Source organism: Streptomyces sp. GbtcB6 (assembly GCF_019091475.1).
GTDB classification, from domain to species: domain Bacteria; phylum Actinomycetota; class Actinomycetes; order Streptomycetales; family Streptomycetaceae; genus Streptomyces; species Streptomyces hyaluromycini.
Map to the genome: position 1 here is coordinate 93,411 of NZ_JAGXJL010000012.1, position 25,090 is coordinate 118,500.

At 72.2% G+C, this 25,090-nt stretch carries 23 protein-coding genes and 2 pseudogenes; 11 read left to right on the plus strand and 14 right to left on the minus strand.

All coding sequences use genetic code 11. From position 1 onward, the window contains the following. Window positions 1-58: 58 nt before the first annotated feature. The 5 genes from KVT45_RS21580 to xylB form a co-directional block, all read right to left on the minus strand. A complete protein-coding gene (locus KVT45_RS21580; protein ID WP_217549850.1) occupies window positions 59-661 on the minus strand; it encodes an N-acetylmuramoyl-L-alanine amidase in 603 nt (200 codons plus the stop codon). A 53-nt stretch (window positions 662-714) separates the two neighbouring features. Next, window positions 715-1,728 carry an acetamidase/formamidase family protein gene (locus tag KVT45_RS21585; protein ID WP_217549852.1) on the minus strand — a complete coding sequence of 338 codons (1,014 nt, stop codon included), beginning with the start codon at window positions 1,726-1,728 and terminating at the stop codon, window positions 715-717. After that, window positions 1,725-3,212 carry an APC family permease gene (locus KVT45_RS21590; RefSeq protein ID WP_217549854.1) on the minus strand — a complete coding sequence of 496 codons (1,488 nt, stop codon included), beginning with the start codon at window positions 3,210-3,212 and terminating at the stop codon, window positions 1,725-1,727. The genes KVT45_RS21585 and KVT45_RS21590 overlap by 4 nt, the downstream gene beginning before the upstream one ends. A gap of 176 nt (window positions 3,213-3,388) precedes the next feature. After that, window positions 3,389-4,597, minus strand: coding sequence for an ROK family transcriptional regulator (locus KVT45_RS21595; protein ID WP_217549856.1), 1,209 nt, complete (start codon window positions 4,595-4,597; stop codon window positions 3,389-3,391). Window positions 4,598-4,652: 55 nt separating this feature from the next. Beyond that, window positions 4,653-6,098 (minus strand): xylulokinase, encoded by a 1,446-nt coding sequence (gene xylB, locus KVT45_RS21600; RefSeq protein WP_217549858.1) that lies wholly within the window; start codon window positions 6,096-6,098, stop codon window positions 4,653-4,655. Window positions 6,099-6,325: 227 nt separating this feature from the next. Between xylB and xylA the strand changes: the two genes are divergently transcribed. After that, window positions 6,326-7,492: a xylose isomerase gene (xylA, locus tag KVT45_RS21605; RefSeq protein WP_217549860.1), complete on the plus strand. Its 1,167-nt coding sequence runs from the start codon at window positions 6,326-6,328 to the stop codon at window positions 7,490-7,492. A gap of 348 nt (window positions 7,493-7,840) precedes the next feature. After that, window positions 7,841-8,233 carry a hypothetical protein gene (locus KVT45_RS56440; RefSeq protein WP_308310836.1) on the plus strand — a complete coding sequence of 131 codons (393 nt, stop codon included), beginning with the start codon at window positions 7,841-7,843 and terminating at the stop codon, window positions 8,231-8,233. A gap of 30 nt (window positions 8,234-8,263) precedes the next feature. Here KVT45_RS56440 and KVT45_RS21615 read toward each other — a convergent pair whose 3' ends face one another. Continuing rightward, window positions 8,264-9,604, minus strand: coding sequence for an esterase-like activity of phytase family protein (locus tag KVT45_RS21615; protein ID WP_217549864.1), 1,341 nt, complete (start codon window positions 9,602-9,604; stop codon window positions 8,264-8,266). 195 nt (window positions 9,605-9,799) lie between these two features. After that, on the minus strand, window positions 9,800-11,059 hold the full coding sequence (locus tag KVT45_RS21620) for a lipase (RefSeq protein ID WP_254647141.1): 1,260 nt from the start codon (window positions 11,057-11,059) through the stop codon (window positions 9,800-9,802). 339 nt (window positions 11,060-11,398) lie between these two features. Here KVT45_RS21620 and KVT45_RS21625 point away from each other — a divergent pair, with 339 nt between their 5' ends. Next, window positions 11,399-11,581 (plus strand): hypothetical protein, encoded by a 183-nt coding sequence (locus KVT45_RS21625; RefSeq protein ID WP_181809683.1) that lies wholly within the window; start codon window positions 11,399-11,401, stop codon window positions 11,579-11,581. Between the two features lie 63 nt (window positions 11,582-11,644). Here the strand turns inward: KVT45_RS21625 and KVT45_RS21630 are convergent, their stop codons facing one another. The 3 genes and pseudogenes from KVT45_RS21630 to KVT45_RS21640 form a co-directional block, all read right to left on the minus strand. Beyond that, window positions 11,645-12,484, minus strand: a complete 840-nt coding sequence (locus tag KVT45_RS21630) for a hypothetical protein (RefSeq protein WP_217549866.1) — start codon at window positions 12,482-12,484, stop codon at window positions 11,645-11,647. 160 nt (window positions 12,485-12,644) lie between these two features. Continuing rightward, a complete protein-coding gene (locus KVT45_RS21635) occupies window positions 12,645-12,950 on the minus strand; it encodes a hypothetical protein (protein WP_217550157.1) in 306 nt (101 codons plus the stop codon). A gap of 104 nt (window positions 12,951-13,054) precedes the next feature. After that, window positions 13,055-13,417: pseudogene (locus tag KVT45_RS21640) on the minus strand (PadR family transcriptional regulator); the annotation flags it as partial. Between KVT45_RS21640 and KVT45_RS21645 the strand changes: the two are divergent. Then, window positions 13,418-13,876 (plus strand): annotated as a pseudogene (locus KVT45_RS21645) (alpha/beta fold hydrolase); the annotation flags it as partial. It abuts the pseudogene before it with no gap. Here KVT45_RS21645 and KVT45_RS21650 read toward each other — a convergent pair. Then, window positions 13,873-14,481 (minus strand): class I SAM-dependent methyltransferase, encoded by a 609-nt coding sequence (locus KVT45_RS21650; RefSeq protein ID WP_217549868.1) that lies wholly within the window; start codon window positions 14,479-14,481, stop codon window positions 13,873-13,875. The pseudogene KVT45_RS21645 and the gene KVT45_RS21650 sit on opposite strands and share 4 nt — an antisense overlap. 141 nt (window positions 14,482-14,622) lie before the next feature. Here KVT45_RS21650 and KVT45_RS21655 point away from each other — a divergent pair, with 141 nt between their 5' ends. The 5 genes from KVT45_RS21655 (at window position 14,623) to KVT45_RS21675 (ending at window position 19,615) form a co-directional block, all read left to right on the plus strand. Continuing rightward, window positions 14,623-15,396 carry an MHYT domain-containing protein gene (locus KVT45_RS21655; protein ID WP_217549870.1) on the plus strand — a complete coding sequence of 258 codons (774 nt, stop codon included), beginning with the start codon at window positions 14,623-14,625 and terminating at the stop codon, window positions 15,394-15,396. Between the two features lie 36 nt (window positions 15,397-15,432). Then, entirely contained in the window at window positions 15,433-17,955 is a 2,523-nt protein-coding gene (locus KVT45_RS21660; RefSeq protein WP_217549872.1) for a sensor histidine kinase, read from the plus strand. Further along, complete coding sequence (locus KVT45_RS21665; RefSeq protein WP_217549874.1) at window positions 17,952-18,389, plus strand: roadblock/LC7 domain-containing protein; 438 nt, start codon at window positions 17,952-17,954, stop codon at window positions 18,387-18,389. Before KVT45_RS21660 ends, KVT45_RS21665 begins: the two co-directional genes overlap by 4 nt. 18 nt (window positions 18,390-18,407) lie before the next feature. Next, on the plus strand, window positions 18,408-18,821 hold the full coding sequence (locus tag KVT45_RS21670; protein ID WP_217549875.1) for a DUF742 domain-containing protein: 414 nt from the start codon (window positions 18,408-18,410) through the stop codon (window positions 18,819-18,821). Window positions 18,822-19,009: 188 nt separating this feature from the next. Then, window positions 19,010-19,615 (plus strand): ATP/GTP-binding protein, encoded by a 606-nt coding sequence (locus KVT45_RS21675; RefSeq protein WP_217549877.1) that lies wholly within the window; start codon window positions 19,010-19,012, stop codon window positions 19,613-19,615. Window positions 19,616-19,618: 3 nt separating this feature from the next. Here the strand turns inward: KVT45_RS21675 and KVT45_RS21680 are convergent, their stop codons facing one another. Beyond that, window positions 19,619-20,047, minus strand: coding sequence for a PPOX class F420-dependent oxidoreductase (locus tag KVT45_RS21680; protein ID WP_217549879.1), 429 nt, complete (start codon window positions 20,045-20,047; stop codon window positions 19,619-19,621). Window positions 20,048-20,142: 95 nt separating this feature from the next. Here KVT45_RS21680 and KVT45_RS21685 point away from each other — a divergent pair, with 95 nt between their 5' ends. Together KVT45_RS21685 and KVT45_RS21690 are read left to right on the plus strand one after the other, a co-directional pair. Continuing rightward, window positions 20,143-20,556 (plus strand): roadblock/LC7 domain-containing protein, encoded by a 414-nt coding sequence (locus tag KVT45_RS21685; protein ID WP_217549881.1) that lies wholly within the window; start codon window positions 20,143-20,145, stop codon window positions 20,554-20,556. 127 nt (window positions 20,557-20,683) lie between these two features. After that, window positions 20,684-21,553, plus strand: a complete 870-nt coding sequence (locus KVT45_RS21690; protein WP_217549883.1) for a DUF6397 family protein — start codon at window positions 20,684-20,686, stop codon at window positions 21,551-21,553. 34 nt (window positions 21,554-21,587) lie between these two features. Here KVT45_RS21690 and KVT45_RS21695 read toward each other — a convergent pair whose 3' ends face one another. Further along, window positions 21,588-22,454 (minus strand): acyl-CoA thioesterase II, encoded by an 867-nt coding sequence (locus KVT45_RS21695; protein WP_217549885.1) that lies wholly within the window; start codon window positions 22,452-22,454, stop codon window positions 21,588-21,590. A 55-nt stretch (window positions 22,455-22,509) separates the two neighbouring features. Continuing rightward, the gene (locus tag KVT45_RS21700) at window positions 22,510-25,023 is read right to left on the minus strand and encodes an RNA helicase (RefSeq protein ID WP_217549887.1); all 2,514 of its coding nucleotides are present in this window, start codon (window positions 25,021-25,023) and stop codon (window positions 22,510-22,512) included. Window positions 25,024-25,090: the final 67 nt, after the last annotated feature.

Sequence of the window (25,090 nt, forward strand, 5' to 3'; positions counted from 1 at the left end):
GGTGTCCGCGCCGACAACCGTTTCGACCGGCCTCACCGGGAGGACAGCCCTACCGGCCTCACTCCGACTGCCCGACCAGTTTCATGTAGCGCACCCAGTCCCAGTGCTTGCCCGGATCCGTGTGGTCGGTCCCCGGTACCTCGACATGGCCGATGACGTGGTCCCGGTCCTTCGGGATGCCGTACCTGTCGCAGATGGACGCCGTCAGCCGCGCCGACCCCTTGTACAGGGCGTCGGTGAAGTACTCCGGCTTGTCCACCCAGCCCTCGTGCTCGATGCCGACGCTCCGCGTGTTGTAGTCCCAGTTCCCCGCGTGCCAGGCCACGTCCGACTCCCGCACGCACTGCGCGACATGCCCGTCGGCCGACCGCACCAGGTAGTGCGCGGACACCCGCTCCTTCGGGTTCTGGAAGATGGACAGCGTGCCGGCGTACGACTGCTGCGTGACATGGATGATCACTCGGTCGATGACGTAGTCGTCGGGGCGCCGGGCCGACGTCCGGTTCTCGCTGCTCGCCGCCTGCCACTCGGCCGACGGATAGTCGACGACCCCGGTCTGCGCGCCCGCCCGGCCCGCGGGGAGCAGCGCGTACGGGACGGCGGCGAGGGCCGCGCCCTTCAGGAGGCGTCGCCTGCTGGGGAGCGGTCGTGCCCGGTCCATGGATGGGTTGCCTTTCGGAAGCGTGCTCGAAGCACGGGGGAGTCGAGGGGCGGTCAGCGGCGCAGGGCGGCCGCCGTCTCGCGCAGTCGCGCATGCAGTCCGCGGTAAGTCTCGCGCGCGGGCAGCCACTCCTTGCGGAGCTTGGCCACGCACGTGTAGTTGGTGTCGCACACGTTGGCCAACGGCGATTCCACCGTCTGGGTTGCGTACTGGTACGCGTCGAGTTCGCCGAACCCGTAGTCGCGCACCAGCCACTGCACCAGGTCGAGCTGCGATATCCGGAAAGCGTCCTCCAGCGGACGCGCCGACCCCGTCGAGACGATGTGCGTGTCCGACTCCAGCCGGGGCCACGGCGTCGCGATCCCCTTCAGCAGCTCGACGATCACCACGGTGTTCATCGCGCACTCCACGGCCACCCCGCAGGTCTCGCCCTCGCCCTGCCGGGCGTGCCCGTCGCCGAGGCTGAGCAGCGCGCCCTCGACGTTGACCCCGAGATAGCAGGTGACGCCGGCCCGCATCTCGGGCGTGTCCATGTTCCCGCCGTGCGCGTCCGGCACCAGGGCCGAGCGCACCTCCAGATTGGCGGGCGCCACCCCGACCGTGCCGTGCATCGGGTCCAGCGGCAGCTCCAGCTCGATGTCGCCCTCGTGCGCCCGGAACAGAGCCGTGCGCCGGGTGCGGTCCAGCTGCCAGATCCAGACCTTCTCCGGCAGCTGGGGCTGGAGGGTCGCCGTGGTGTGCGTCGAGGTGAGGGCGCCGAACAGGGGGACCGTCGTCGACGCCGCCCAGTCCCGGGCCGGTTCGATCGACACGAAGTGCACGGCGACGGTGTCGCCCGGCTCCGCGCCCTCGATGTGGAAGGGCCCGGTCTGCGGGTTGAGGAAGGGGAACTCGCACACCTCGGACACCAGGTCCTTCTCGGACCGCACCCGTCCGGCGAAGCAGTCCTCCGTGTACAGGTCGAGGACCGTGCCGGGCACGATCCGCGCCACCGGCGGCGCCCCGCCGAACGTCCAGGCGTACTCGTCGGGTCCGGGCCGGACGGTGAGGATCCGGGGGTCGGTCATCGCGGTGTTGCTCCGTTCTGTGGGGCGAGGGTGCCGGAGGTGCCCTCTTCGAGGTGGACCCGCGCGGTCTCGGCTATGCGCTCGGGGTGACGCCGGATCAGCACCAGGAGGACGACCGCCCCGATCCCCATCCAGACGCCGACCACCGGACCGGCGTACGACACCGGGGCGGTCAGCTTCGTCACGAAGTCGAAGACGGGCAGACCGGCCGCGGTGAGCAGGGCGGGGACGAAGGCCACGATGCCCAGCAGCGGGAGGAGCAGGTGCCGTACGGGCTTGAGGGACGGGCGGCCGCGACGCAGGAAGTAGCCCGCGCAGGCGAGGTTGACGACGATGTAGACGCCGATGACGACCGTGACGATCACCGTGGCCAGCAGCAGGAACGCGGTCACCGGGTCGTAGCCGAAACCCAGTCCCAGCACGGCGCCGACCGCCACGACCGTCTGGACCGCGATGCCGGCGACGGGGGAGCGGTACCGGGGATGGAGGGTGGCGAGGACGCGCGGCAGGACCCGGATGCGGGCCAGTGCGAAGGCCGTCCGTGTGGACACGTTGGCGCAGGCGTTGGCGTTGGCGATCGTCGAGTTCACGACCGCGAGGAACACGAGCACCCAGAAGAGCCCGAAGGAGGCCCGGGCGACGCCCTCCCAGGACGCCTCGCCCGCCGCCCCGAAGGAGGCGAACCTGCCGGGGCCGAAGTACACGGTCATCGCATAGGTCGTGAGCACGTAGAACAGGCCGATCCCCAGGGCCGCACCGAGCACCGCGCGGTGCATCGTGCGGCGCGGGTCGCGGGTCTCCTCGGCGAGCGGCGCGGCCGCCTCGAAGCCGGCGAACGCCAGCACGGTGTAGACGGAGCCGGCGAAGACCCCGCTGACCCCTCCGTAACCGTGCGCCGTGTGCGAAGTGCCGAACACGGACAGGGTGTTGTGACCGCCGGCCCTGATGATCAGCCACCCGGCGAAGACGAGGAACACCGCGATCTCGAACACCCCCAGGACCGTCCCGAAACGGGCCGAGGCACGCACCCCCAGATACCCGGTGACGGCGATGACGGCGGCGCCCGCCAGCGCCCACGGCCACCACAGGCCGGCCGGGTAGGAGGCCCACTCGTCATGGAGGGTGCCCGCCGTGGTGAACCCGAGCTGGAGCAGCAGCAACGGCGGAACCAGCGCTTCCACGAACACATAGCCCCAGCCCACCAGGAACCCCACGGCCGGATGCAGCCCCCGCGCCGCGTACGTGGCCACGGAACCAGCGGCCGGTAACTCCCGCGCCAGCTCGGCCACGCACGAGGCGGTGAACAGGCAGGCCACCAGAGCGATCACTACGGCCAGCGGCAGACTGCCACCGGCGAACGCCGCCCCCGACGGAATGGACGCGGCGACCGCGGCGGCAGGCGCCATCGCCGTCACGCTCTGGAACAGCACCTCCCGCAGCCCCACCGCGTCGCGCCGCAGTCCCGCGGCCGCCTCTCCCGACATACGTCCCCCCTGACGTGCGTGTTCCCCTCGTTCCGGCGGATGCCTCGCGTGAATCACGGTACGGCGCTCGCGGGTTGGGCAGAAGAGCGCCTGGTGGTTCCGTGGACAGGGCCGGGACTGTGGACAACTTCCTCACCCGGACGGGTGAAGGGGAGTGTGAGGCGGCCGCGCCTCGGTCAGACCCGCTCCGCCACCGTCGCCGGATCGTCCAGGACGGCCCGGACCACCGAGTGGGCCGCGCCCAGGAGGGGGCCCTCGGGGCCCAGGCGGGAGACGGATACCGGACAGGCGGGGCCTGTTGTCCGGTCGGCCAGCTCGGCTTCCAGGGATGGCAGGAGCCAGGGGGCGAGGCCGGCCAGGGCGCCGCCGAGGACCACGGACTCGGGGTCGAGGAGGTTGACGGCACCGGTCAGGGCGATGCCCAGGGCCGTACCGGCGTCCTGCAGGGCGCGGCGGACGCCCTCGTGGTCCGCGCCCGCCTGCTGTGCGAGCAGGCCCACCGCGTCCTGCCGGGATTCGAGGCCGGCCGCGCGCAGCACCGCCTCCTCGCCGGCGTACTGCTCCAGGCACCCGCGCCCGCCACAGGCGCAGCGTGGCCCCTCGGGGTGGACCGGCACATGGCCGAGCTCGCCCGCGAAACCGCGCTTACCGCGCAGCAGTTGTCCGTCCACGACGACGGCGGCGCCGATGCCGATCTCCGCGGACACGTGCAGGAAGTCGCGCGGCGTGGCTTCCCCCAGCCACAGCTCCGCCAGCGCGCCGAAGTTGGCCTCGTTGTCCACCGTCAGCGGGAGGCCGGCGGGCAGCAGCGCGCCGAGGTCGGTGCCGTGCCATTCGAGGTTCGGGGCGTGCACGACCGTGTGCCCGTCGCGGGCCACCAGACCGGGGACGGCGACCGCGAGACCGGCGGGCCACAGGCCGTCCCGTTCCGCGTCCGCCACGACCCGCCGGACCAGCCCGGTCAGCTCCTCCACCACCGGGCGCGGATCCCGGCCCCGGTTCGCGCCGTGCCGCACGGCACGCGCGCGTACCTCGCCGCGCAGGTCCACCGCGCACACGGCGAGGTGGTCGACCCCGACCTCCGCCCCGATACCGGCCGGGCCGTGCCCGCTCACCGCGAGCGCCGAACCCGGCCGTCCGACCCGGCTGGGCCGCTCGGGGCCCAGCTCCTCCAGGAGCCCCCACCGGATCAGCTCGTCGACGAGGGTCGACACGGCCGCTCTGGTGAGGCCGATGCGTGAGGCGACCGCGGCCCGCGACAGCGAACCCTCCGCGCTGACCGCGTGCATCACGCGCGCGAGGTTGCGCCGGCGCATGCCCTGCTGGGTGTCCGGCAGGGCACGGCCGGTCGCCGTCGGGCGGGCCTCGTGCAGCGGTGCGGTCATGCCTCCATCAATCCTCAGTCCCCCGGGACGGTTCCGCGGCCGGCCTGCCGCGCGGTCAGCGGTTCTCCGGCGCCCGCTCCAGCAGCGGGGCCGCGTCGGAGAGTACCCCGGAGATCCTGGCCAGCGTCGCCGCGTCCCGCTCCACCGCGTCCAGCACCGGCCCCGCGGCAGTGTTCCAGCGCCGTGCCACCGCCGCCGGGTCCTCGCCGGTGAGCAGCCCGGCCGCCTGTGCGGCGGCGCCGAGGGCGACCAGCTCCTTCGCCTCGGGCACCTGCACCGGACGCCCCGAAAGCCGCCGTACCGTCTCCTGCCAGGTCCGGCCCCGGGCGCCGCCGCCGATCAGCAGCAACGGGGTGGTCCGGTCGGCGTCCTCGTCGAGCACCAGGTCCAGGGCGCCCAGCAGGGCGTGCACGGCGCCGTCGTAGGCGGCCTGCAGGAGCTGGCCCGCGGTGGTGTCGTGGCGCAGGCCGTGCAGCAGCCCGGAGGCGTGGGGCAGGTTCGGGGTGCGCTCGCCGTCCAGATACGGCAGCAGGGTCACCGAGGTGCCGGGCTCGACGGCCTCGCGGTCCAGGCCGAGGAGTGCCGCGACCCGGTCGACCGCGAGGGTGCAGTTCAGGGTGCAGGCGAGCGGCAGCCAGTCGCCGTGCGCGTCGGCGAAGCCCGCCACCGTGCCGGTCGGGTCGGCGGGCCGGTGTTTGGAGACGGCGTACACCGTGCCCGAGGTGCCCAGGCTCAGCACGGGGGTGCCGGGGCGCAGTCCGAGCCCGAGCGCGGCCGCCGCGTTGTCACCGGTGCCGGGCGCCACCAGGGTGCCCTTGGAGAACGGTAGGTCGTGACTGTCGCGCACGGTGCCGGCGACCTCGCCGGGCCGGACCACCCGGGGCAGGAAGGCCGGGTCCAGGCCCACATGGGCCAGGGTCTCCTCGTCGTACGCCTCGGTCGCCGACGCCCACCAGCCGGTGCCGGAGGCGTCGCCGCGGTCGGTCGTGCCCTGCCCGGTCAGCCGCTCGGTGAGGTAGTCGTGGGGGAGCCGTACGGCCCTGGTCGCGCGGACCGCCTCCGGCTCGTGCTCCGCCAGCCAGGCCCACTTGGTGACCGTGAACGACGCGCCCGGCACACTCCCGGTGCGCTCCGCCCAGGCCTTCGGGCCGCCCAGCTCCTCGATCAGCCGCTGCGCCTGGGGCGCCGAACGCACGTCGTTCCACAGCAGCGCGGGCCGCACCGGCTCGCCCCGCTCGTCCAGGGTGACCAGACCGTGCTGCTGCCCGCCGATCGACACGGCCGCCGCCTCGTGCGCGGCGTCCCCGCACTGGCGCAGTGCCTCGCACAGCGCGTCCCACCACTGGCGCGGATCACTCTCCCGGCCCGCCCCGGTGGTCACGGTGTGGGGCGCCTGGCCGCTCGCCACCACCTCGCCGGTGGCGGCGTCGACGACCAGCGCCTTGGTGGACTGGGTGGACGTGTCCACGCCGACGACGAGCGGACCCTCGGCTGCTGACATCGGGCTCTCCCTTTTTCCGCGGCTCGCGGTTCATCTGACCTGCAGTTTTCCCGGTTCGTCGGGGTGTCGCGACCCGGTTTTCGTCCTTCGGGGACAGGGTGACCCTTCCCAGGGACGCGTCGGCATACTAATTTGTAAACCGCGATGACGAAATAGTCGGCACGACAGTCATCCACCCGTCATCCACCGCAGTCATCGAGCACAGCCCCCGAGCAAGGAGCCGCGGCATGAGCTTCCAGCCCACCCCCGAGGACAGGTTCACCTTCGGCCTGTGGACCGTCGGCTGGCAGGGAAGGGACCCGTTCGGCGACGCCACCCGCCGCGCCCTCGACCCCGTCGAGACGGTCCAGCGTCTGTCCGAACTGGGCGCCCACGGTGTGACGTTCCACGACGACGACCTGATCCCCTTCGGGTCCTCGGACACCGAGCGCGAATCGCACATCAAGCGCTTCCGCCAGGCCCTCGACGCGACCGGCATGAAGGTGCCGATGGCCACCACCAACCTCTTCACCCACCCGGTCTTCAAGGACGGCGCGTTCACCGCGAACGACCGCGAGGTGCGCCGTTACGCGCTGCGCAAGACCATCCGCAACATCGACCTGGCCGTCGAGCTGGGCGCCGAGACGTACGTCGCCTGGGGCGGCCGAGAGGGCTCCGAGTCCGGCGCCGCCAAGGACGTACGGGTCGCCCTCGACCGCATGAAGGAGGCCTTCGACCTCCTCGGCGAGTACGTCACCTCCCAGGGCTACGACCTGCGCTTCGCCATCGAGCCCAAGCCGAACGAGCCGCGCGGCGACATCCTGCTCCCCACCGTCGGCCACGCTCTCGCGTTCATCGAGCGCCTGGAGCGCCCCGAGCTGTACGGCGTCAACCCCGAGGTGGGCCACGAGCAGATGGCCGGCCTGAACTTCCCGCACGGCATCGCGCAGGCCCTGTGGGCGGGCAAGCTCTTCCACATCGACCTCAACGGTCAGTCCGGCATCAAGTACGACCAGGACCTGCGCTTCGGCGCCGGTGACCTCCGTGCCGCCTTCTGGCTGGTCGACCTCCTGGAGAGCGCCGGTTACGCGGGGCCGAAGCACTTCGACTTCAAGCCGCCGCGGACCGAGGACCTCGACGGCGTATGGGCGTCGGCCGCCGGCTGCATGCGCAACTACCTGATCCTCAAGGAGCGCGCGACCGCCTTCCGCGCGGACCCCGAGGTCCAGGAGGCCCTGCGGGCCTCCCGCCTGGACCAGCTGGCCCTGCCGACCGCCGCGGACGGTCTCCAGTCGCTCCTCGCCGACCGCACGGCCTTCGAGGAGTTCGACGCGGACGCGACCGCAGCACGCGGGATGGCCTTCGAGCGGCTCGACCAGCTGGCGATGGACCACCTGCTGGGCGCCCGGGGCTGAACACGCACGCGTGCGTGCGGGCTGGTTTCGAAGCGGACGCCCGCACGCGCGTGTGTGTCGTTATCCGTGCCCGCACGGCCGGTTCTCACCGGAAATGCTCCGGAATCGTGCGGTCCGTGGCATGAGTCCGTGTCAACTCCCGTGCGGGGCTCGCGCGACGGCCGGAACGCGGTGACTCTTGGCGGTATGGCCATGCCGCCCGTACCGCCTCGACCGCCCGGCCCGCCGGATGGCACTCCGCCTCCCGGCGGAGGCTACGACCCGCCTCCGCTCGGGGGTTTCGGACCGCCCAAGGGCGACGGGTTCGGAACGTCCTCCGGCGGGGGCTTCGGCCCGCCGCCGGACGACGTGTCCGACCTGCCCCCGCACTCCGGTTTCGGTGCCCCGCCCGGCGGCCAGGACCCGCCCACCGCCGTCGGCTGGATGCCACCACGGCCACCGAGGCCGCCCCGTCGGCGCAGGGGCCCGCTGTTCGCCGTCCTGGTCCTGCTGGTGGCCGCGGTTGCCGTCGCCGCCGTCGTGCTGATGGCGTCCGGCGGCGACGGCTCGACCGACAAGAAGCCCGCCGAGAGCAGTCCGAGCACGTCCGGCTCGGCCCGGCCCTCGTTCAGCCTGCCGACCGAGCTGCCCAGCAGTCTGCCGTCGAGTCTGCCGAGCGAGCTCCCTTCGCAATGGCCCTCGAAGCTGCCCAGTGAGCTGCCGAGCGGTCTGGACTCCCTGCTGCCCTCACTGCTGGGGTAGCCACAGCTCCTCGGGTCACAGCTCCTTGGGTCACAGCCCCTTGGGCAGCCGGACGTACACCAAGCTCGTCTCGATGCCGCTGTCGACGAGGCGGCCCTGTGTGTCGAACGCGCCGGCGCCGTCGGTCATCCCGAAGTCGTTGTCGTTGATCAGGGCGAGCGTGTCGTGGTCCACGCGCGCGATGCCCTCGATCTTCAACGGCACCCCGGTCACCGTGTTCAGGTCGACCACAAGCCGCTTGCCGAGCACCGGGACGCCGGCGGCGGCCGGGTCGTCCAGCTGCTCCAGCGACGGGGACGTGGTGTCGTCGTCGTAGGCCCCGCCGAGGATGTCCGACCTGTGGTCCAGCTTCACCTCCTCCAGCCGCGCCGCCTTGTCGGTGCGCTCCTCGACCAGCAGCCGGTCGCCGCCGACGGCCACGATCGACGAGATCTTCAGTTCGGAGGTGTCGTCCTCGCTCGGGTCCACCACGTTCACCGGGTCGAAGCGATAGGCGTACTCGGCCGTGACCGCCTTCTTCCGGGGCGAGAAGCGCAGCAGACGGGTTGTGCGCGAGGCGTCCCCGGCGTCCCCGTCGGGCAGGGAGAGCGGGCTCTGCAGGGCCAGCACGAGGTCTCCGTCGGGCAGCAGGGCCAGCCCCTCGAAGCCGCGGTTGATCTTCCGGTGCAGGAAGACGGACGGCAGGGCCTCGACCACCGGATAGTCGGTGCCGGTGAGGTTCAGCCCCTTGGGCACGTACCGGGTGAGCACCTTCCCGCGCGCGGAGACGTGGACCAGCGACGGGCCGTACTCGTCGACGAGCCAGAAAGTGCCGTCCGCGGCGCGCACGATGCCCTCGGTGTCGAGGCCGTTCGGGTTGTACGACAGCGCGGTCTTCGCGTCGTAGGAGTACGGCGCCTCGTCCCGGCTCGCCTGGTTGGACAGCCCGGTGACGGCCTTGCCGGAGGACGTGGTGACCGGGATCGCGTCGAGCACCTTGACGGCGTTGCCGGAGACGCGGATCTTCACGATCGCCGGGTCGAAGCCGGGCACCGGGAAGGTCCGGCGCTTCTTGCCGTCCACTTTGATCTGGCCGTTGGGGCCGCGGTCGGTGACCGTCCAGTATTCGCCCTTGCGGCCGGCCGGGTAGATGTCGCTGCCGATGCCGCCGAGGTCCACACCCCGGTCGTTGTCCACACTGCCCGGGAGCAGCGCGTTGCTGAAGGCGCCGAGCGGGATGTCGCCGAGGGTGGCGGTGCGGGTGACGTGCGTCTCGCCGGACGACGAGGCCTCGGCCGTGCCCGCCGCCACTAGGGCGGCGGCCAGAGCCAGCGGCAGACCCGTCGCGACGGAACGGTGGACGCGGCGTCTGCCGGTGGCGTGCGGGGACATCGTGCCTCCTGGTGACAAATTCGTTGGCAGCGGCCAGAGTTGGGCCTCAGGAGGAACACTGCTCGACCGGTCGGTGAACGGAGGGCGACCGCCACTCGGCGGATCACCGGTTTTCAGCCCCCCGGCGGCGGACCGTCGGATTCCGCAGCCCGCGCCCGCCTCCCGGCCGCTCCCGCGGACTCCGCTCCGGTGTGCCTACCGCAGCGTCCGGAACCACCGCACCACGGCGGCGGTTCCCGCCTGCTGGGAACCGAGATGGCGGGAACCGCCGTAGTCCGGGGTGCCGAGGTCGACCAGCGGGGCGTCGACGCCGTGGGCACGCAGGGCGGCGTGGCAGTAGGCCGTGTTCGCGTTGACGGCCTGCTCGTCCCCGTCGGCGTAGTAGAGCCTGACCGGAGCCCGCGGCACCCAGTCGGTGCACACGCTGTCCGTGACGCGCAGGGCTGCCGCCAGCCGCCCGGTGGGGTGGGCCAGCATCGCCCGGCCCCGCACGGTGAGCAGCCCGTCGAGGGAGTCCGGGGTGCCGGCCACGACCTCCTGACCGGTGTGCGTGCCGTCCAGCAGGCCCTCGATCGTGCGGTCGTACGGCGCCCGGAACACCTGGGCCGGCGTGTCGTACAGCTGGTGCAGGCGGTTGAAGGCGACCAGGAACAGCGCCGTGTAGATCACGCTCGCCTTCGGGTCCGCCCGCCCGGCCAGCAGCGCCGGCAGCGCCGCGTCCCGGAACGCGTAGGCGCCGCTGACGGGTGCCACCGCGCGGAGCCGGAACCAGCCGTCGGCCCCCTCCTGCAGCGACCGGGCCAGCCCCAGGGCCGCCGAGGCACCCTGGGAGAAGCCGGTGGCCAGCACCCCACGGCGCAATTCCCGGCCCTTCCGTGCCGCGACGGTGCGGGACGCCCGCAGCATGTCCAGGGCGGCCGTCGTCTCCGAGGGCACGTCCATCCAGGGGTGGGGGCCGGGGCCCAGACCCAGTCCGAGGTAGTCGGGGAGCACCGCGGCGAATCCTGCGGACGCATAGGTCAGGGCAGGTGCTTGATCCCAGACGTCGGCCGAGACGGAGGCGACGTCGCCCTTGAACAGCTCGGTGCCGTGCGTGAACGACATCGTCTGCAACTGTTGTTCACCACTGCGCGGCAGGGCCGGCAGCCCGCTTGCGGTGGTGGGCCGGCCGCGCAGATCCACCGTGCGGTACACGATCCGGAAGGTGTCCAGGCCGTAGCGCACGGCGCCGGTGTCCCAGGCGCCCGCCTCGTCCCCCGTCAGCTCGGCCGCGACCTGCCGGGCGCTCAGCGTCCGCAGGTGCTCCACGGACACCACCGTGCCCCGCGACGCGTGTGTCCCCACCGGTGCGACGACGGCAGCCGCCGGTGCGCCCGATCCCTGCGCGACCACGGCCGTCGCGCTGCTCGCCGTCAGTGCCGCCGACACCGCCGAAATCACCAGTATCCTGCTCATTCGCTTCATACCGTGACCGTACGAATCCCCGCAGCCACCGGCCATCCGGGCAACCGGCCTGTGCGGGTGGGGTTTTCCGCAGGGTTTTTTGCGGGGTTTTTCGCAGGACTCTCCGCAGGGCCGAGTCGCCCCTGAAGGTCCGGCGCGGCAACCGGTCCGGAGTGGTTACGCTGAGAGTGGGACTGCTTCACAATCTGTTCGACTCGGCACGCGTCGGTACTCAGGGGCCAGTAGGGGTCGCTCGTCAGGGATGTCTCAGGGTCGCGGTCCGGAACCGCGGGCAGCGCGGGCCCGTTTTCAGATCAGAGAGCGGCAATGGCCGCGAAGGAGGCGACGCTGATGTCGAAGAACGCGAAGATCGCCGCAGGGGGTGTGGCGGTCGGGCTCATCCTGCTGATATGGCTGCCCTGGTGGGTGACGTTCCTGATCGTGGTGGGCGTCCCGGTGGCCGCGTACCTCACCCTCGACCCCTCGCAGCGGCGCAGGCTGCGCCGGGTCACGCGCAAGGAGATCGGCCGCTGAGCCGCCCGCCCGGGACCGCATGACCCGCCGCCGTACCTGCGGCGGGATGCGGACCGGGAGGGCTCACAGGGGCCGTACGGCCATCTTGTCGAGGGCTTCCAGGAGGCCGGGGAGCTCGGGGCCCCGACCGACCGGCAGGACCTCGCCGGGTTCCTCGTCGAGGAGCACGAAGGCGATGTCGTCGGTGCGGGCCACCAGCGACCAGCCGGGCCCGTCGGCGCGCAGCGTACGGGCGTCGCCCGGGGCGAACGAGGAGCGGACCCGGCCCAGCGGCGGAGGCGTGTCCACGTAGGCCCACGCCTCGGCCAGGACGCGCCGGATCCCGAGGTGGCCCTTCGGGGCCTTCCCGGCGTCCTCAGAGGCCTTCTCGGAGGGGCCTGAGGGATCGGCCGCCGGTGCCGGGAAGTGGTCGTCGCTGATCTGTTCCCGCCAGATCGCCCACTGGAGGGCGATCTCGTCCGCGCCCAGCCGCCGCTGTGCCGGACCCCAGGTGCTGGTGTCCGGCGGGGTCAGCGGGGCCTGGTCCGCCACCTCCGGGCCGGGGTCGTGCGGCGAGGGCACGTTGGGGGCCGCCACGGCGACCGCCAGCGGCCAGCCGGGCAGGGCGGCGACCACCGTGCGTTCGCCCGGCGACAGGTCGTACTCCATGCCGCAGTCCCAGGACGCGATGGCGACAGCGACCAGCGAGACATCGTCGATGACGACCGTCCAGCGCGCTCCTTCGCCGTCCTGGCCGAGCACCAGGCCGTATCCGTCGGCGCGCGGTGCCAGCGCCAGCGCCGCGCATGCCTCCGGATAGTCGTCGCCCAGCACGCTCGGAAACTTCGCCGGCGTCAGCAGCACCGCCGTGAGCACGTACAGTGCCTCGTCCGCGGCGACGGCCTCCTCGTCGGTCCCGGCCATCCCTGCCTCCCCAGTGGTTCGTCCAACGGCGCGCACCCTAGTGCGACGGGAAGGCCGTTGTCACGACCGGTCTCCACACGCGAGCTGCAGTTTTCCACCGGGATCGGACGAAACCACCTCGGCGCCACGGAAGAGCGGCGATCTGAGCGGTACCGAAGGGTCAGGCCACGGGCAGCCCGAGAAGATCGCGAGCCACCGTGGCCGGCGACTCGTCGCGCTCCCGGGCCAGAGCGACCACGGCCCGGCACGCCAGCTCGCTCACCCCGAAAGACAGCGCCTCCGGCGGCACCCAGCCCGCCGCCTCCTCCATCCGATCCTGGTCGTCCTCCGCCCGGGCCGCGACATAGACGGCCGCGGCCTCGAACAAGTTGTGCGCCCGCCGCTCACGGCTCGCCCGCCGCTCCGGCACCTCCGTGCCCTCGGCGCCTCGAAATCTGCCTGCGTACCTGCGGATCCGGTCGAACACGCGGGCCCCTTCCCCCTGCCGGCTGTCGCCTCCGAACATGTGCCTTCCTCTGTCGAACCTAGAGTTGAAGCTCCGGTAACAGAAGAGGGCGCCGTCCTGGTGACTCAGCCGGCCTCGGCTTCGAGCGAGGCGATGGTGGCACGCAGCCAGGCGAGTTCGGCGCGGCTCGTGGCGCGCGCGACGGTCAGGCTGCCGCGGCGGAACGGGTCGTCCACCTCCTCGGCGCGCAGCGGCCGGTCATCTTCGTAGAAGAAGCTCGCGGGCTCTTCCAGGAAGGCCGGCCGCCGTCGGAGGACGGCCGTCTGGGCGGCCGGGGCCTCAAGGCGTCGGAGGAAAGCGAGCACCGTGAACCAGCGGTTCTCGTCGGTGATGTCGCGCTCGTCCGCTTCGGCGAGCCGGCGGCGCAGCTCCCGCCTGCCCTCCTCGGTGAGCGTGAGCACATGGTGCGGCGCGGCCGCGGAGCCGGGCACAGCATGGGCGGTTCTGTCGCCCTGGTGCCGGCCCGTCGGCGACCGGACCTGGTCTCGCGGCTGGTGCTCACCGAGGCGAACCTCGATGCCTTCCCGCCGCCGACCGCGGGCAGCGGTGGGATCGCCGCCTACGAGGAGGACGAGTTCGTCGAGAGCGGCCACGCGCGTGTGCTCGACAAGGCCGGGCCCGTCTGGGCGGCGACCATGCGGCCGGCCGACCCGCGGGCACTGCACCGCGGCGCCGCGGGCCTCCGGCGCGGTTCTGATCCCGTCATGCGCACGCTCCTGGAAGGGCTGACGATCGAACGCGTCTACCTCCAGGGCGAACTCAGCGGCGAACTCGCGGGGCGGGAAGCCCTGGAGATGTCGGGGGTGCGCGTGGTGACGGTGCCGGGCGCCGGGCACAACGTCGTGTTCGACCGTCCCGACGCCTTCGCCGCGGCGGTCGCCGGCTAGCGTCCGCGGACCGCCAGCGCCAGGAACCGGGCGTCCTCGTCCACGTACGACGTCAGGCGCCAGCCCGAACGGCTCAGCAGCGGGCCGAGGTTGCCCTCCGCGCGCAGGTCCTGCGGTGTGATCTGCCGGCCCTGGCGCGCCGCCAGGGCGGACCGGCCGATGGGGTGGAACAGGGCCAGGGAGCCACCGGGGCGGACCACGCGCGCCAACTCCAGCAGGTTCTCCGCCGGACGGGGCAGATGGGCGATCAGGCCCGCGGCGAACACGGCGTCGAGGGACTCCGACCGCATCGGCAGCGCGGCGACGTCGGCGAGCAGCAACCGCCCGGCACGGTCCCGGCCGGCCCGCCGGGCGGCCTGGAGCATCGCCGGGGTGAGATCCATCCCGAGGACCGCGCCGGTGGGTCCCACGGCCCGGCGGAGCGGCGGCAGGGCGCGCCCGGTGCCGCACCCCGCGTCGAGCACCCGGTCGCCCGCGCGCAGCCTCAGATCGGCGACCGCGGCCGCGTACGCGGGACCGTCGTCGGGGAACCTGCTGTCCCAGTCGGCGGCCCGCGCGGTGAAGAACTCCCGGACGTGTGTGTGGTCATCGCTCATGGTCCGCATGATCCCTCACCGTCACGGAGGACGACCCTGCGCGCATGTTCGAGCTGGACGCGATCGTTCCGGCACATCTCTGAGTCATATTGCAACACCTTTCGAAATGCGCCCCCTTTGTGCGCCCGTGCCCCCTAGCGTCCCTGAGCCATGGGACATCTGGACCACGCCACCTTCGGCTGGCTGACCCCCGCGCTGTCGTACGTCATGGCCTGCATAGGCGCGGCACTGGGGCTGCGCTGCACCGTCCGCGCGCTCGGCAGCACCGGCCGCTCGCGCCGCAACTGGCTGCTCACCGCGGCCTCCGCGATCGGCACCGGCATCTGGACCATGCACTTCGTGGCCATGCTCGGCTTCAGCGTCAGCGGCACCGACATCCGCTACGACGTACCGCTGACCATCCTCAGCCTGCTCGTCGCCGTGGTCGTCGTCAGCGCCGGCGTCTTCGCCGTCGGCTACAGCCGCGACCGCAACCGGGCGCTCCTGCTGGGCGGACTCACCACCGGGCTGGGCGTCGCCAGCATGCACTACCTCGGCATGGCGGCCGTCCGGCTGCACGGCGACGTGCGCTACGACCCGATGCTCGTCGCGCTCTCCGTCGTCATCGCCGTGGTCGCCGCGACCGCGGCCCTGTGGGCGGCCCTCAACATCAGGTCGCCCGTCGCGGTCACCGCCGCCTCCCTGGTCATGGGAGCGGCCGTCAGCAGCATGCACTACACCGGGATGTTCGCGGTCAGCGTGCGCGTCACGCCCTCCGGCAGCCCGCTGCCCGGGGCCACGGCGATGCAGTTCATCTTCCCCCTCGCCGTCGGCCTCGGGTCCTATCTGTTCCTCACCTCGGCCTTCGTCGCGCTCTCGCCCACGGCCGGGGAGCGCGAGGCGTCCGCCTCGGCCCAGCAGCCCGTCACGGGCGCCGCACGCTGACCCGGCGCCGACCCACCTTTCCCGAGCGAGGAGGCCATGCGTACACCCCGTAGGACCCCCACAGCAGGCCCGGAGACACCGTCGGCGCGGCCGCCGCGCGGCCGCCGCGCGCACGCCGGACCACCCGCCGACGAACTGGTCGACGACCTCGTCGACACCGCGGCGGACAACGCGCCCATGCGACCCGCAGGCTGGCGGCTGCGCCCACGGACCGTGCGGGCCAAGGTCGTCTGCCTGCTCATGGTGCCGGTCATGTCCCTGCTCGCCCTGTGGGCGTACGCCACGGTCACCACGGCACAGGACGTCTCCAGGCTGCGCCAGTCCCAGCGCGTCGACGCCGCGCTGCGCACCCCGGTCGCCGCTGCCGTCGCCGCGCTCCAGGCCGAGCGGGCCGCCGCGGTCCGGTACGCGACCGACCCCACCGCGGAACAGACCGCCGACCTCAAGAGGCTCGGCGCCCGTACCGATCAGGCCGTGGCCGCGCTACGGCTCGGCAAGGACAGCACCGTCGCCGACAGCGAGGAACTGCCCTCCGGCGTGGCCCAGCGCCTGAAGGCCTTCGTCACCGGCGCCGAGCAACTGCGCACGCTGCGGCGAGCGGTGCAGAGCCGCGGCACCGGCTGGGACGCGGCCTACGGGCAGTACACGCAGGCCATTGCCTCGGCCTTCGCCGTGGACGGCGCCCTCACCGGCATCCAGGCCGACGACATGGGCTCCGACGCGCGCGTGCTGCTCGAACTCTCCCGCGCGGGAGAGTCGCTGGCCCAGGAGGACGCGGTCCTCGGCGGTGCCCGGCTGGCCGGTGGCCTCGACGGCGAGCGACTGCGGCTGTTCACCGGCGCCGTCGACACCCGCCGGGTCCTCACCGACGCGGCCGTCCCCGATCTGCCCGGGGCCCAGCGCACCGCGTGGCAGCGGCTCGCCGACGGCGACGGCTACACCGCGCTGAGCGCCGCCGAGGACAGGATCCTCGCGAGCTCACCCGGAGCCAAGGCGGTCGGCGCGGTCCCGGAAGCCACCTGGAACACCGCGCACACGCGCGTGCAGGACGGTATGCGGAACGTCCAGGCCGGCACGGCACACGCGGTGGCGGGCCGCGCCGATCCGTTCGCCCGCGGGCTGCTCACCCCGGCCGGCGCCGCCGTCCTGTTCGGTCTGCTCGCCGTGGTCGCCTCGCTCGTCATCTCCGTTCGCATCGGTCGCGGCCTCGTCGTCGAGCTGGTGAGCCTGCGCAACAGTGCCCTGGAGATCGCCCGTCGCAAACTTCCCGAGGCGATGCGCAGACTGCGGGCCGGCGAGGAGATCGACGTGCGCGGTGAGGCGCCCCCGGGACCGCCCGCGGAGGACGAGACCGGACAGGTCGCCGAGGCCCTCGGCACCGTGCACCGTGCCGCCCTGCGCGCCGCCGTGGAGCGCGCCGAACTCGCCAGCGGCATCTCGGGAGTCTTCGTCAACCTCGCCCGCCGCAGCCAGATCCTGGTCCACCGTCAGCTGAGTCTGCTGGACAGCATGGAACGCCGCTCCGACGACCCCGCCGAACTGAGCGACCTCTTCCGCCTCGACCACCTCACCACCCGGATGCGCCGCCACGCGGAGAGCCTGATCATCCTGTCCGGAGCCGCCCCCGGCCGGGCCTGGCGGATGCCCGTGTCCCTCACCAACGTGGTACGGGCCGCCGTGTCCGAAGTCGAGGACTACGCGCGCGTGGAGGTACGACAGCTCCCCGAGGCGGCCGTCATCGGCGCGGCCGTCGCCGACCTCACACACCTGCTCGCCGAAGTCGTCGAGAACGCCGCCCAGTTCTCGCCACCGCACACACGCGTGCGCATCATCGGAGAGCCCGTCGGTAACGGCTACGCCCTGGAGGTCGAGGACCGCGGGCTCGGCATGGGCCCGGAGACCCTCGCCGAAGCCAACCGGCGCATCGAGCAGTCCGAGGCCCTCGACCTGTTCGACAGCGACCGGCTCGGCCTCTTCGTGGTCAGCCGGCTCGCGGCCCGCCACGGCATCAAGGTGCATCTGCGCACGTCCCCGTACGGCGGCACCACCGCGGTGGTCCTGCTGCCGAAGGCCCTGCTGCACGGCGGCTCGGCGGAACGTTCGATCCGCCCGGCGGCCGACACCGAACAGGCACCGGCACGCGCCTACGCGCGCGTGCCCGGCACCGCTCTCCCGGACGGCACCGCTCTCCCGGAGCCCGCCCCCGCCGGCCGGCCCGCCCTCGCCGCCACCCACACCTCACCGCGCCCCGCGCCCGAACCCCCGCCCCCCGGAGTCACCACCTTGAGGCCGCACCGCCCACCGCACGACTCCGAGCCCTCCGACGACGACCTCCCGCGCCGGGTACGGCAGGCGAGCCTCGCCCCCCAACTGCGCGATCCCCGCACCGAGGAGCCGGCGCCCGCCCGCGGCGGGGACGAGCGCACCCCCGAACTCGTCCGCGACCGCATGACCGCCTACCGGGACGGCTGGGCGCGCGGCGGAGGCAGACAGCCCGGCCGCGGAGCCGCCGCGCGAGCCGAAGACGGCACCGACAGCACTGAAGGAGACCGCCCATGATCCAGGACCCGAGCACGAGGGCAGACCGGCGCTCCGGCGAACTCGACTGGCTGCTGGACGACCTGGTGCTGCGCGTCGCCGAGGTACGGCACGCCGTGGTGCTGTCCAACGACGGCCTCGCCGTCGGCGCCTCGACCGGCCTCAAACGCGAGGACGCCGAGCACCTCGCCGCCGTGGCCTCCGGCTTCAACAGCCTCGCGAAGGGCGCCGGACGGCACTTCGGGGCGGGCGGGGTGCGCCAGACCATGGTCGAGATGGACGACGCCTTCCTCTTCGTCGCCGCCGCGGGCGACGGCTCCTGCCTCGCCCTGCTCACCGACGCGACCGCCGACATCGGCCTGGTCGCCTACGAGATGGCCCGCCTCGTCAAACGCGTGGGCGAGCACCTCTACACCGCGCCGCGCGTCGCCGCCAGGCCGCCCGCCGCCGGCTGAGCCGGAAGACCGCCACCGATGACCGAGTACACGACCGATGCCCCGCACGAGCCGGGCAGCCAGTGGTACGACAGCGAGGCCGGGCCCCTGGTCCGCCCCTACGCCATGACCGGGGGCCGCACCAAACCCGGCCCCACCGGCGTCAAGTTCGACCTGATCGCCCTGGTCACGCTCGACCCGGGCGCGGCCGGCACCGACGACGACGCCGCGCTCGGCCCCGAACACCGGGCACTGGTCGACCTGTGCCGGCTGGAGACGCAGTCCGTCGCCGAACTCGCCGCCGGCGCCGACCTCCCCGTGGGCGTGGTCCGGGTGCTCCTGGGCGACCTGCTGGAACTGGGCCGGGTCACCGTGAGCCGCCCGGTGCCACCGGCCCAGCTGCCTGACGAACGGATTCTGCGCGAGGTCATCGAGGGATTGCGGGCACTGTAGATGAGCATCCGGAACCAACCGGGCGCGAGCCGGTCAGAACAGACACGTTCCGGTCCAACCGTCCGCGACGGGGCGGCAGTTGCCATGATGCTGGCTTCGCACCATCCCGTGCCGCCTCGCGGGTGTCCCGACGTCTACCGCAGCAGGTTCTCCAGGCCCTCCCGAGAGCCCTCCCGAGAGAAGTGATCATGGTCTCCGAGCACTCCGAGTCCACCGCCGACGACGCATCGGCCATGGCGCTCAAGATATTGGTCGCCGGCGGCTTCGGCGTCGGAAAGACGACGCTGGTCGGCGCCGTCAGCGAGATCCGGCCGCTGCGCACCGAGGAAATGCTCAGCGAAGCGGGCCAGCTGGTGGACGACACGGACGGCGTGGACCAGAAGGTCACCACCACCGTCGCCATGGACTTCGGCCGCATCACCATCCGCTCCGGCCTCTCCCTGTACCTCTTCGGCACCCCGGGCCAGGACCGCTTCTGGTTCCTCTGGGACGAGCTCTCGCAAGGAGCACTCGGCGCCGTCGTCCTCGCCGACACCCGCCGCCTGGAGGACTGCTTTCCGGCGGTCGACTACTTCGAGCACCGGCACATCCCGTTCGTCGTCGCCGTCAACTGCTTCACCGGTGCCCGCAGCTACGGCGCCCCCGACGTCTCCCGCGCCCTCGACCTGGACCAGGGCACGCCCGTGGTCCTGTGCGACGCCCGGGACCGGGACTCCGGCAAGGAGGTGCTGATCCGGCTCGTCGAGTACGCCGGACGGATGCACACCGCCCGGCTCCTCGACTCGGTGGGCTGAGCCTCAGCCCGTGAGGTCCTTGAGCGCCACCACCTTCTCCACGGTGACCCGGACCAGCAGCTCGCCGGGGACGCCGTTGCGGGCGCCGAACTCCTCCGCGCGCTCCGCTCCCATGTAGCGAGCCGAGATCCGGGTGGCCGAATCACGCACTTCGCCCAGGTCCTCCGACAGCCGGGCGCGCCCGTTCAGCACCACGAAGTGGAAGGGGGGCCGGTCGTCGTCCACGCAGAGGGCGACACGCCCGTCACGGGCGAGATTGCGCCCTTTCACGGTCTCCTTGCCGGTGTTGAAGACCAGCTCGTCCCCGTCCAGCAGGAACCAGATGGGGGCCACATGCGGGCTGCCATCGGCGTTGACGGTGGACAGCTTGCCGGTGCGGGTGCCGTGCGAGACGAACGCCCGCCATTCCTCGTCGGTCATCTTCTCTGCCATGCCCCCATCCTCCTTGCCCGGAGGCCGGTGGTGGGGAAGGCTGGCGGGGAGATCCTCCAGCCAGGGGGAGACGCTACACGGGGAGACGCTACGACATGGCGCAGAACCAGGGACTCGGCTGGCTGCTCGACGACCTGACCGAGCGCGTGGAGCACGTACGGCACGCGCTGGTCCTGTCGAACGACGGACTGGTCACGGGAGCGAGCACAGGCCTACGCCGGGAGGACGCGGAACATCTGGCGGCCGTCGCCTCCGGGCTGCACAGCCTCGCCAAGGGCTCCGGACGCCACTTCGGCGCGGGCCAGGTCCGTCAGACGATGATCGAGTACGACGAGGCGGTCCTGTTCGTCACCGCGGCCGGAACCGGCAGCTGCCTGTGCGTGCTCAGCGGCGCGGAGGCCGACATCGGCCAGATCGCCTACGAGATGACCCTGCTGGTCAACCGGGTCGGCGAACACCTCGGAGTGGACGCCCGGCAGCCGGAGCGTTCCTCCGTGGTAGACCTCTGACCTGCTGATTCATCCCCGGCGGTGGAGTTATCCACAGGCTTGCCACGAGTCTCGCCGAACCGGCTACGGTCTTTTCCACGGCGAGCGCACCGGGCGCGAGCCACCCACTCCACGGGGGAGTACGACCATGTCCGGCACCACCCTCACCCCACCCCGCCCGCTCACCTGCCCGCCGAGCCGCGCTGCCCGAGAACTGGGCCTCAAGCGGGGCGAGTTCGATCTCGCGGTACACCTCGGACGGATCCGCACCGTACCCGACGAGGGAGGCGGCGGAGGCCGCCGCGTCCCACGGACCGAGATCGACCGGCTCCAGGGCCGGGCCGAAGCCCTCCGCGAGAGCGTGAAGGTCGTGGGGACGACCGAGGGCGCGGCCCTGATGGGGATCCCTGCGGGCAGGTTCACCCGCGTGGCGAAACTCGGCCTGGTGACTCCGGCGAAGTGGTATCCGAACCGGTACCGGGCCGTGGTCTGGCTCTACCTGGCGGAGGAGCTGGGACAGTTCGCGGCCGACGAGAAGAACACGCGGCTGCTCACCGGCCGCACGCCCGCGGAGCTGAGCGACCGGCTGAGGGCTGGCGCGGACCAGCGGGCCCGCAACTGGCGCGGACGCCACTGCGGTTTCCTGCTGCGGCAGGCGGACGGGCCGTGGGAGCGGGCCGGGGTGGTGGCCGGCTTCCTGGACCCCGGTGAGATCGATGACGTGCTCACGGACCCTCACGAGCGCGCCCACGTCACGGCCTTGCGACCGGCACCGCCCGCCCACGGCGCACCGGGCTCGCCGGCCGCGCAGCTCGCCGAGGAGCTCATGACGGCGGCCGATCCGGACGAGATCGACTGGTTCAGGCACGACCTGGCCCGGGAAGTGGCGCAAGCCCGCACGCACCGGCCGGCGCCCCGCCCCGCCGCACCGTCCCGGCACCTCGCGCCCGGCAGGCCGAAGCCCTTCCCGGGCCTGCGTGGCTGGCTGCTGCGCAGAAGCCCGCGGCCCGCCCACTGACCGGGACTGAGCGGCGACTCCGCGACCGCTTCCGCTACAGCGCGCGGAACAGCCCCTCCTGGACGACCGACACCAGCAGCCGTCCGTCGAGGTCGTAGACCCGCCCGCGGGCCAGGCCCAGCCCGCCCGTGGCGATGGGGGACTCCTGCTCGTACAGGAACCACTCGTCCGCGCGGAACGGCCGGTGGAACCACATGGCGTGGTCCAGTGAGGCGATGTCGAAGTTCCGCGGCCCCCACAGCGGCTCGACGGGGACACGGACCGCGTCCAGGAGGGTCATGTCGCTGGCGTAGGTCAGCGCGCAGGTGTGCACCAGCGGATCGTCGCCCAGTGGGCCGACCGCGCGCATCCACACCGCGCTGCGCGGCTCGGCGCCCGCTATCTCCTCGGGGTGCCAGCGCAGCCGGTCGACGTAGCGGATGTCGAAGGGCTGGCGGCGCGCCATCCGCTCCAGCTGCTCGGGCAGCTCGCCCAGATGCTTGCGGATCTCCTCGGCGAGCGTCGGCAGCGACTCCGGGTGCGGCACCTCGCGAAAGGGCGGCAGCTGGTGCTCGAAAGCTCCCACCTCAGGCTTGTGGAAGGAGGCGGTCAGATTGAAGATCGTGCGGCCCTGCTGCACGGCGGTGACCCGGCGCGTCGTGAACGACCGCCCGTCCCGGACCCGTTCGACCTGGTACACGATCGGCACGCCCGGCCGGCCCGGGCGCAGGAAGTACGCGTGCAGCGAGTGCACCGGACGGTCGCCCTCCGTGGTGCGGCTGGCGGCGACCAGCGCCTGGCCGGCCACCTGGCCGCCGAAGACCCGCTGGAGGGACTCCTGGGGGCTGCGGCCACGGAAGATGTTGACCTCGATCTGCTCCAGGTCGAGCAGGTCGACCAGTCTCTCGGCCGGGTTGGTCATGGGTTGGATTCTCCTGTGCCGGTGCCTGTACTCGAACCTGTTCCGGGGCCTGTGCTCAGAGCTGGCCGACGTCGGTGACGCGGACGACCGCGCGGCTCTCGGCGTCGGAGGCCGTCAGGTCGATCTCCGCGCTGATGCCCCAGTCGTGGTCGTCGTTCGGGTCGTCGAAGATCTGGCGGACACGCCACAGCCCGTTCTGCGGCTCCTCCTGGATCACGAGCAGCTTGGGACCGCGGGCGTCGGGGCCGGTGCCCAGGTCCTCGTACTCGTCCCAGTACTTGTCCATCGCCTCGCCCCAGGCCTCGGCGTCCCAGCCGGAGTCCGCGTCCATCTCGCCCAGTTCGTCCACCTGGTCGAGGGCGGCGAGCTCCACGCGCCGGAACATCGCGTTGCGCACCAGGACCCGGAAGGCGCGCGCGTTGGCGGTGACCGGCTTGACCTCGTCGGCCTTCTCCTGGGCCTCCTCGGCCGTCATCTCCTCCGGGTTGGCGAGCTGCTCCCACTCGTCCAGCAGGCTGGAGTCGACCTGGCGGACCGTCTCGCCCAGCCACTCGATCAGGTCCTGCAGGTCCTCGGACTTCAGGTCGTCCGGGATGTTGTGGTCGAGGGCCTTGTAAGCGCTCGCGAGGTAGCGCAGCACGATGCCCTCGGTGCGGGCCAGCTCATAGAGCGACACCAACTCGGTGAAGGTCAGCGCCCGTTCGTACATGTCCCGGATGACCGACTTCGGCGACAGCGGATGGTCACCGACCCAGGGGTGGCTCTTGCGGTAGGTGTTGTACGCGTGGAAGAGCAGCTCTTCCAGGGGCTTCGGGTAGGTGATGTCCTGGAGGCGCTCCATGCGCTCCTCGTACTCGACGCCGTCCGCCTTCATCGCGGCCACGGCCTCGCCCTTCGCCTTGTTCATCTGGGCGGCCAGGATCTGGCGCGGGTCGTCCAGGGTGGACTCCACGACGGACACCATGTCGAGGGCGTACGAAGGCGATTCGGGGTCGAGGAGTTCGAACGCGGCGAGGGCGAACGTGGACAGCGGCTGGTTGAGCGCGAAGTCCTGCTGGAGGTCGACCGTGAGCCGGACGATACGGCCGGTGGCGTCGGGCTTGTCGAGCTTCTCGACGATGCCGCCGTCGAGCAGCGAGCGGTAGATCGCGATCGCCCGGCGGATGTGCCGCAGCTGCTGCTTGCGCGGCTCGTGGTTGTCCTCCAGGAGGTGGCGCATGGCATCGAAGGCGTTGCCCGGGCGGGCGATCACCGACAGCAGCATGGTGTGCGTCACCCGGAACCGCGAGGTCAGCGGCTCCGGCTCGGACGCGATCAGCTTCTCGAAGGTGTTCTCCGTCCAGCCGACGAAGCCCTCCGGTGCCTTCTTGCGCACCACCTTGCGCCGCTTCTTCGGGTCGTCCCCCGCCTTGGCCAGCGCCTTCTCGTTCTCGATGACGTGCTCGGGGGCCTGCGCGACGACCAGACCGGCCGTGTCGAAGCCGGCCCGGCCGGCGCGGCCGGCGATCTGGTGGAACTCCCGGGCGCGCAGGGTGCGCACCCGGTTGCCGTCGTACTTGGTGAGGGCGGTGAACAGCACCGTGCGGATGGGTACGTTGACGCCCACGCCCAGGGTGTCGGTGCCGCAGATGACCTTCAGCAGACCGGCCTGCGCGAGCTTCTCCACCAGGCGCCGGTACTTGGGGAGCATGCCGGCGTGGTGCACGCCGATGCCGTGCCGGACGTACCGGGAGAGGTTCTGGCCGAACTTGGTGGTGAAGCGGAAGTTGCCGATCAGCTCGGCGATCTGCTCCTTCTCCTCCTTCGAGCACATGTTGATGCTCATCAGCGCCTGCGCCCGCTCCACCGCCTGTGCCTGCGTGAAGTGCACGATGTACACCGGCGCCTGCCTGCTCTCCAGGAGCTCGGTGAGCGTCTCGGTCATCGGGGTCAGTTGGTACTCGTAGGAGAGCGGCACCGGGCGGGTCGCCGAGCGGACCACCGCGGTGGGGCGGCCGGTGCGGCGGGTCAGGTCCTTCTCGAAGAAGGAGACGTCGCCGAGGGTGGCCGACATGAGGATGAACTGCGCCTGGGGCAGTTCGAGGAGCGGGATCTGCCAGGCCCAGCCGCGGTCGCCCTCCGCGTAGAAGTGGAACTCGTCCATGACTACCTGGCCGACGTCCGCCTGCTTGCCGTCGCGCAGCGCGATGGAGGCGAGCACCTCGGCCGTGCAGCAGATGACGGGCGCGTCGGAGTTCACGGAGGCGTCGCCGGTGAGCATGCCGACGTTCTCGGTGCCGAAGAGCTTGCACAGCTCGAAGAACTTCTCCGACACCAGCGCCTTGATCGGGGCCGTGTAGAAGGTGACCTCGTCCCGGGCCAGCGCGGCGAAGTGCGCACCCGCGGCGATCATGCTCTTGCCCGAACCGGTCGGCGTCGACACGATCACGTTCGCCCCGGAGACCGCCTCGATCAGCGCCTCCTCCTGGTGGGGGTAGAGCGTGAGACCGCGCTCCTGGGCCCATGCCTCGAAGGCTTCGTACAGGGCGTCGGGGTCGGCGGTCGGCGGCAGCTGATCGATGAGGGTCACGCCCCCATCTTGCCTGGCCCACCCGCCGAGGGGGGAATCGGCTTCGAGTACGAAGATCATGGCCGCT

What these genes read in the sequence shown, in the direction of transcription:
- KVT45_RS21580 (WP_217549850.1), bottom strand. Translation starts at nt 661, where the DNA reads ATGGACCGGGCACGACCGCTCCCCAGCAGGCGACGCCTCCTGAAGGGC.
- KVT45_RS21585 (WP_217549852.1), bottom strand. Translation starts at nt 1,728, where the DNA reads ATGACCGACCCCCGGATCCTCACCGTCCGGCCCGGACCCGACGAGTAC.
- KVT45_RS21590 (WP_217549854.1), bottom strand. Translation starts at nt 3,212, where the DNA reads ATGTCGGGAGAGGCGGCCGCGGGACTGCGGCGCGACGCGGTGGGGCTG.
- KVT45_RS21595 (WP_217549856.1), bottom strand. Translation starts at nt 4,597, where the DNA reads ATGACCGCACCGCTGCACGAGGCCCGCCCGACGGCGACCGGCCGTGCC.
- xylB (WP_217549858.1), bottom strand. Translation starts at nt 6,098, where the DNA reads ATGTCAGCAGCCGAGGGTCCGCTCGTCGTCGGCGTGGACACGTCCACC.
- xylA (WP_217549860.1), top strand. Translation starts at nt 6,326, where the DNA reads ATGAGCTTCCAGCCCACCCCCGAGGACAGGTTCACCTTCGGCCTGTGG.
- KVT45_RS21615 (WP_217549864.1), bottom strand. Translation starts at nt 9,604, where the DNA reads ATGTCCCCGCACGCCACCGGCAGACGCCGCGTCCACCGTTCCGTCGCG.
- KVT45_RS21620 (WP_254647141.1), bottom strand. Translation starts at nt 11,059, where the DNA reads ATGAGCAGGATACTGGTGATTTCGGCGGTGTCGGCGGCACTGACGGCG.
- KVT45_RS21625 (WP_181809683.1), top strand. Translation starts at nt 11,399, where the DNA reads ATGTCGAAGAACGCGAAGATCGCCGCAGGGGGTGTGGCGGTCGGGCTC.
- KVT45_RS21630 (WP_217549866.1), bottom strand. Translation starts at nt 12,484, where the DNA reads ATGGCCGGGACCGACGAGGAGGCCGTCGCCGCGGACGAGGCACTGTAC.
- KVT45_RS21650 (WP_217549868.1), bottom strand. Translation starts at nt 14,481, where the DNA reads ATGCGGACCATGAGCGATGACCACACACACGTCCGGGAGTTCTTCACC.
- KVT45_RS21655 (WP_217549870.1), top strand. Translation starts at nt 14,623, where the DNA reads ATGGGACATCTGGACCACGCCACCTTCGGCTGGCTGACCCCCGCGCTG.
- KVT45_RS21660 (WP_217549872.1), top strand. Translation starts at nt 15,433, where the DNA reads ATGCGTACACCCCGTAGGACCCCCACAGCAGGCCCGGAGACACCGTCG.
- KVT45_RS21665 (WP_217549874.1), top strand. Translation starts at nt 17,952, where the DNA reads ATGATCCAGGACCCGAGCACGAGGGCAGACCGGCGCTCCGGCGAACTC.
- KVT45_RS21670 (WP_217549875.1), top strand. Translation starts at nt 18,408, where the DNA reads ATGACCGAGTACACGACCGATGCCCCGCACGAGCCGGGCAGCCAGTGG.
- KVT45_RS21675 (WP_217549877.1), top strand. Translation starts at nt 19,010, where the DNA reads ATGGTCTCCGAGCACTCCGAGTCCACCGCCGACGACGCATCGGCCATG.
- KVT45_RS21680 (WP_217549879.1), bottom strand. Translation starts at nt 20,047, where the DNA reads ATGGCAGAGAAGATGACCGACGAGGAATGGCGGGCGTTCGTCTCGCAC.
- KVT45_RS21685 (WP_217549881.1), top strand. Translation starts at nt 20,143, where the DNA reads ATGGCGCAGAACCAGGGACTCGGCTGGCTGCTCGACGACCTGACCGAG.
- KVT45_RS21690 (WP_217549883.1), top strand. Translation starts at nt 20,684, where the DNA reads ATGTCCGGCACCACCCTCACCCCACCCCGCCCGCTCACCTGCCCGCCG.
- KVT45_RS21695 (WP_217549885.1), bottom strand. Translation starts at nt 22,454, where the DNA reads ATGACCAACCCGGCCGAGAGACTGGTCGACCTGCTCGACCTGGAGCAG.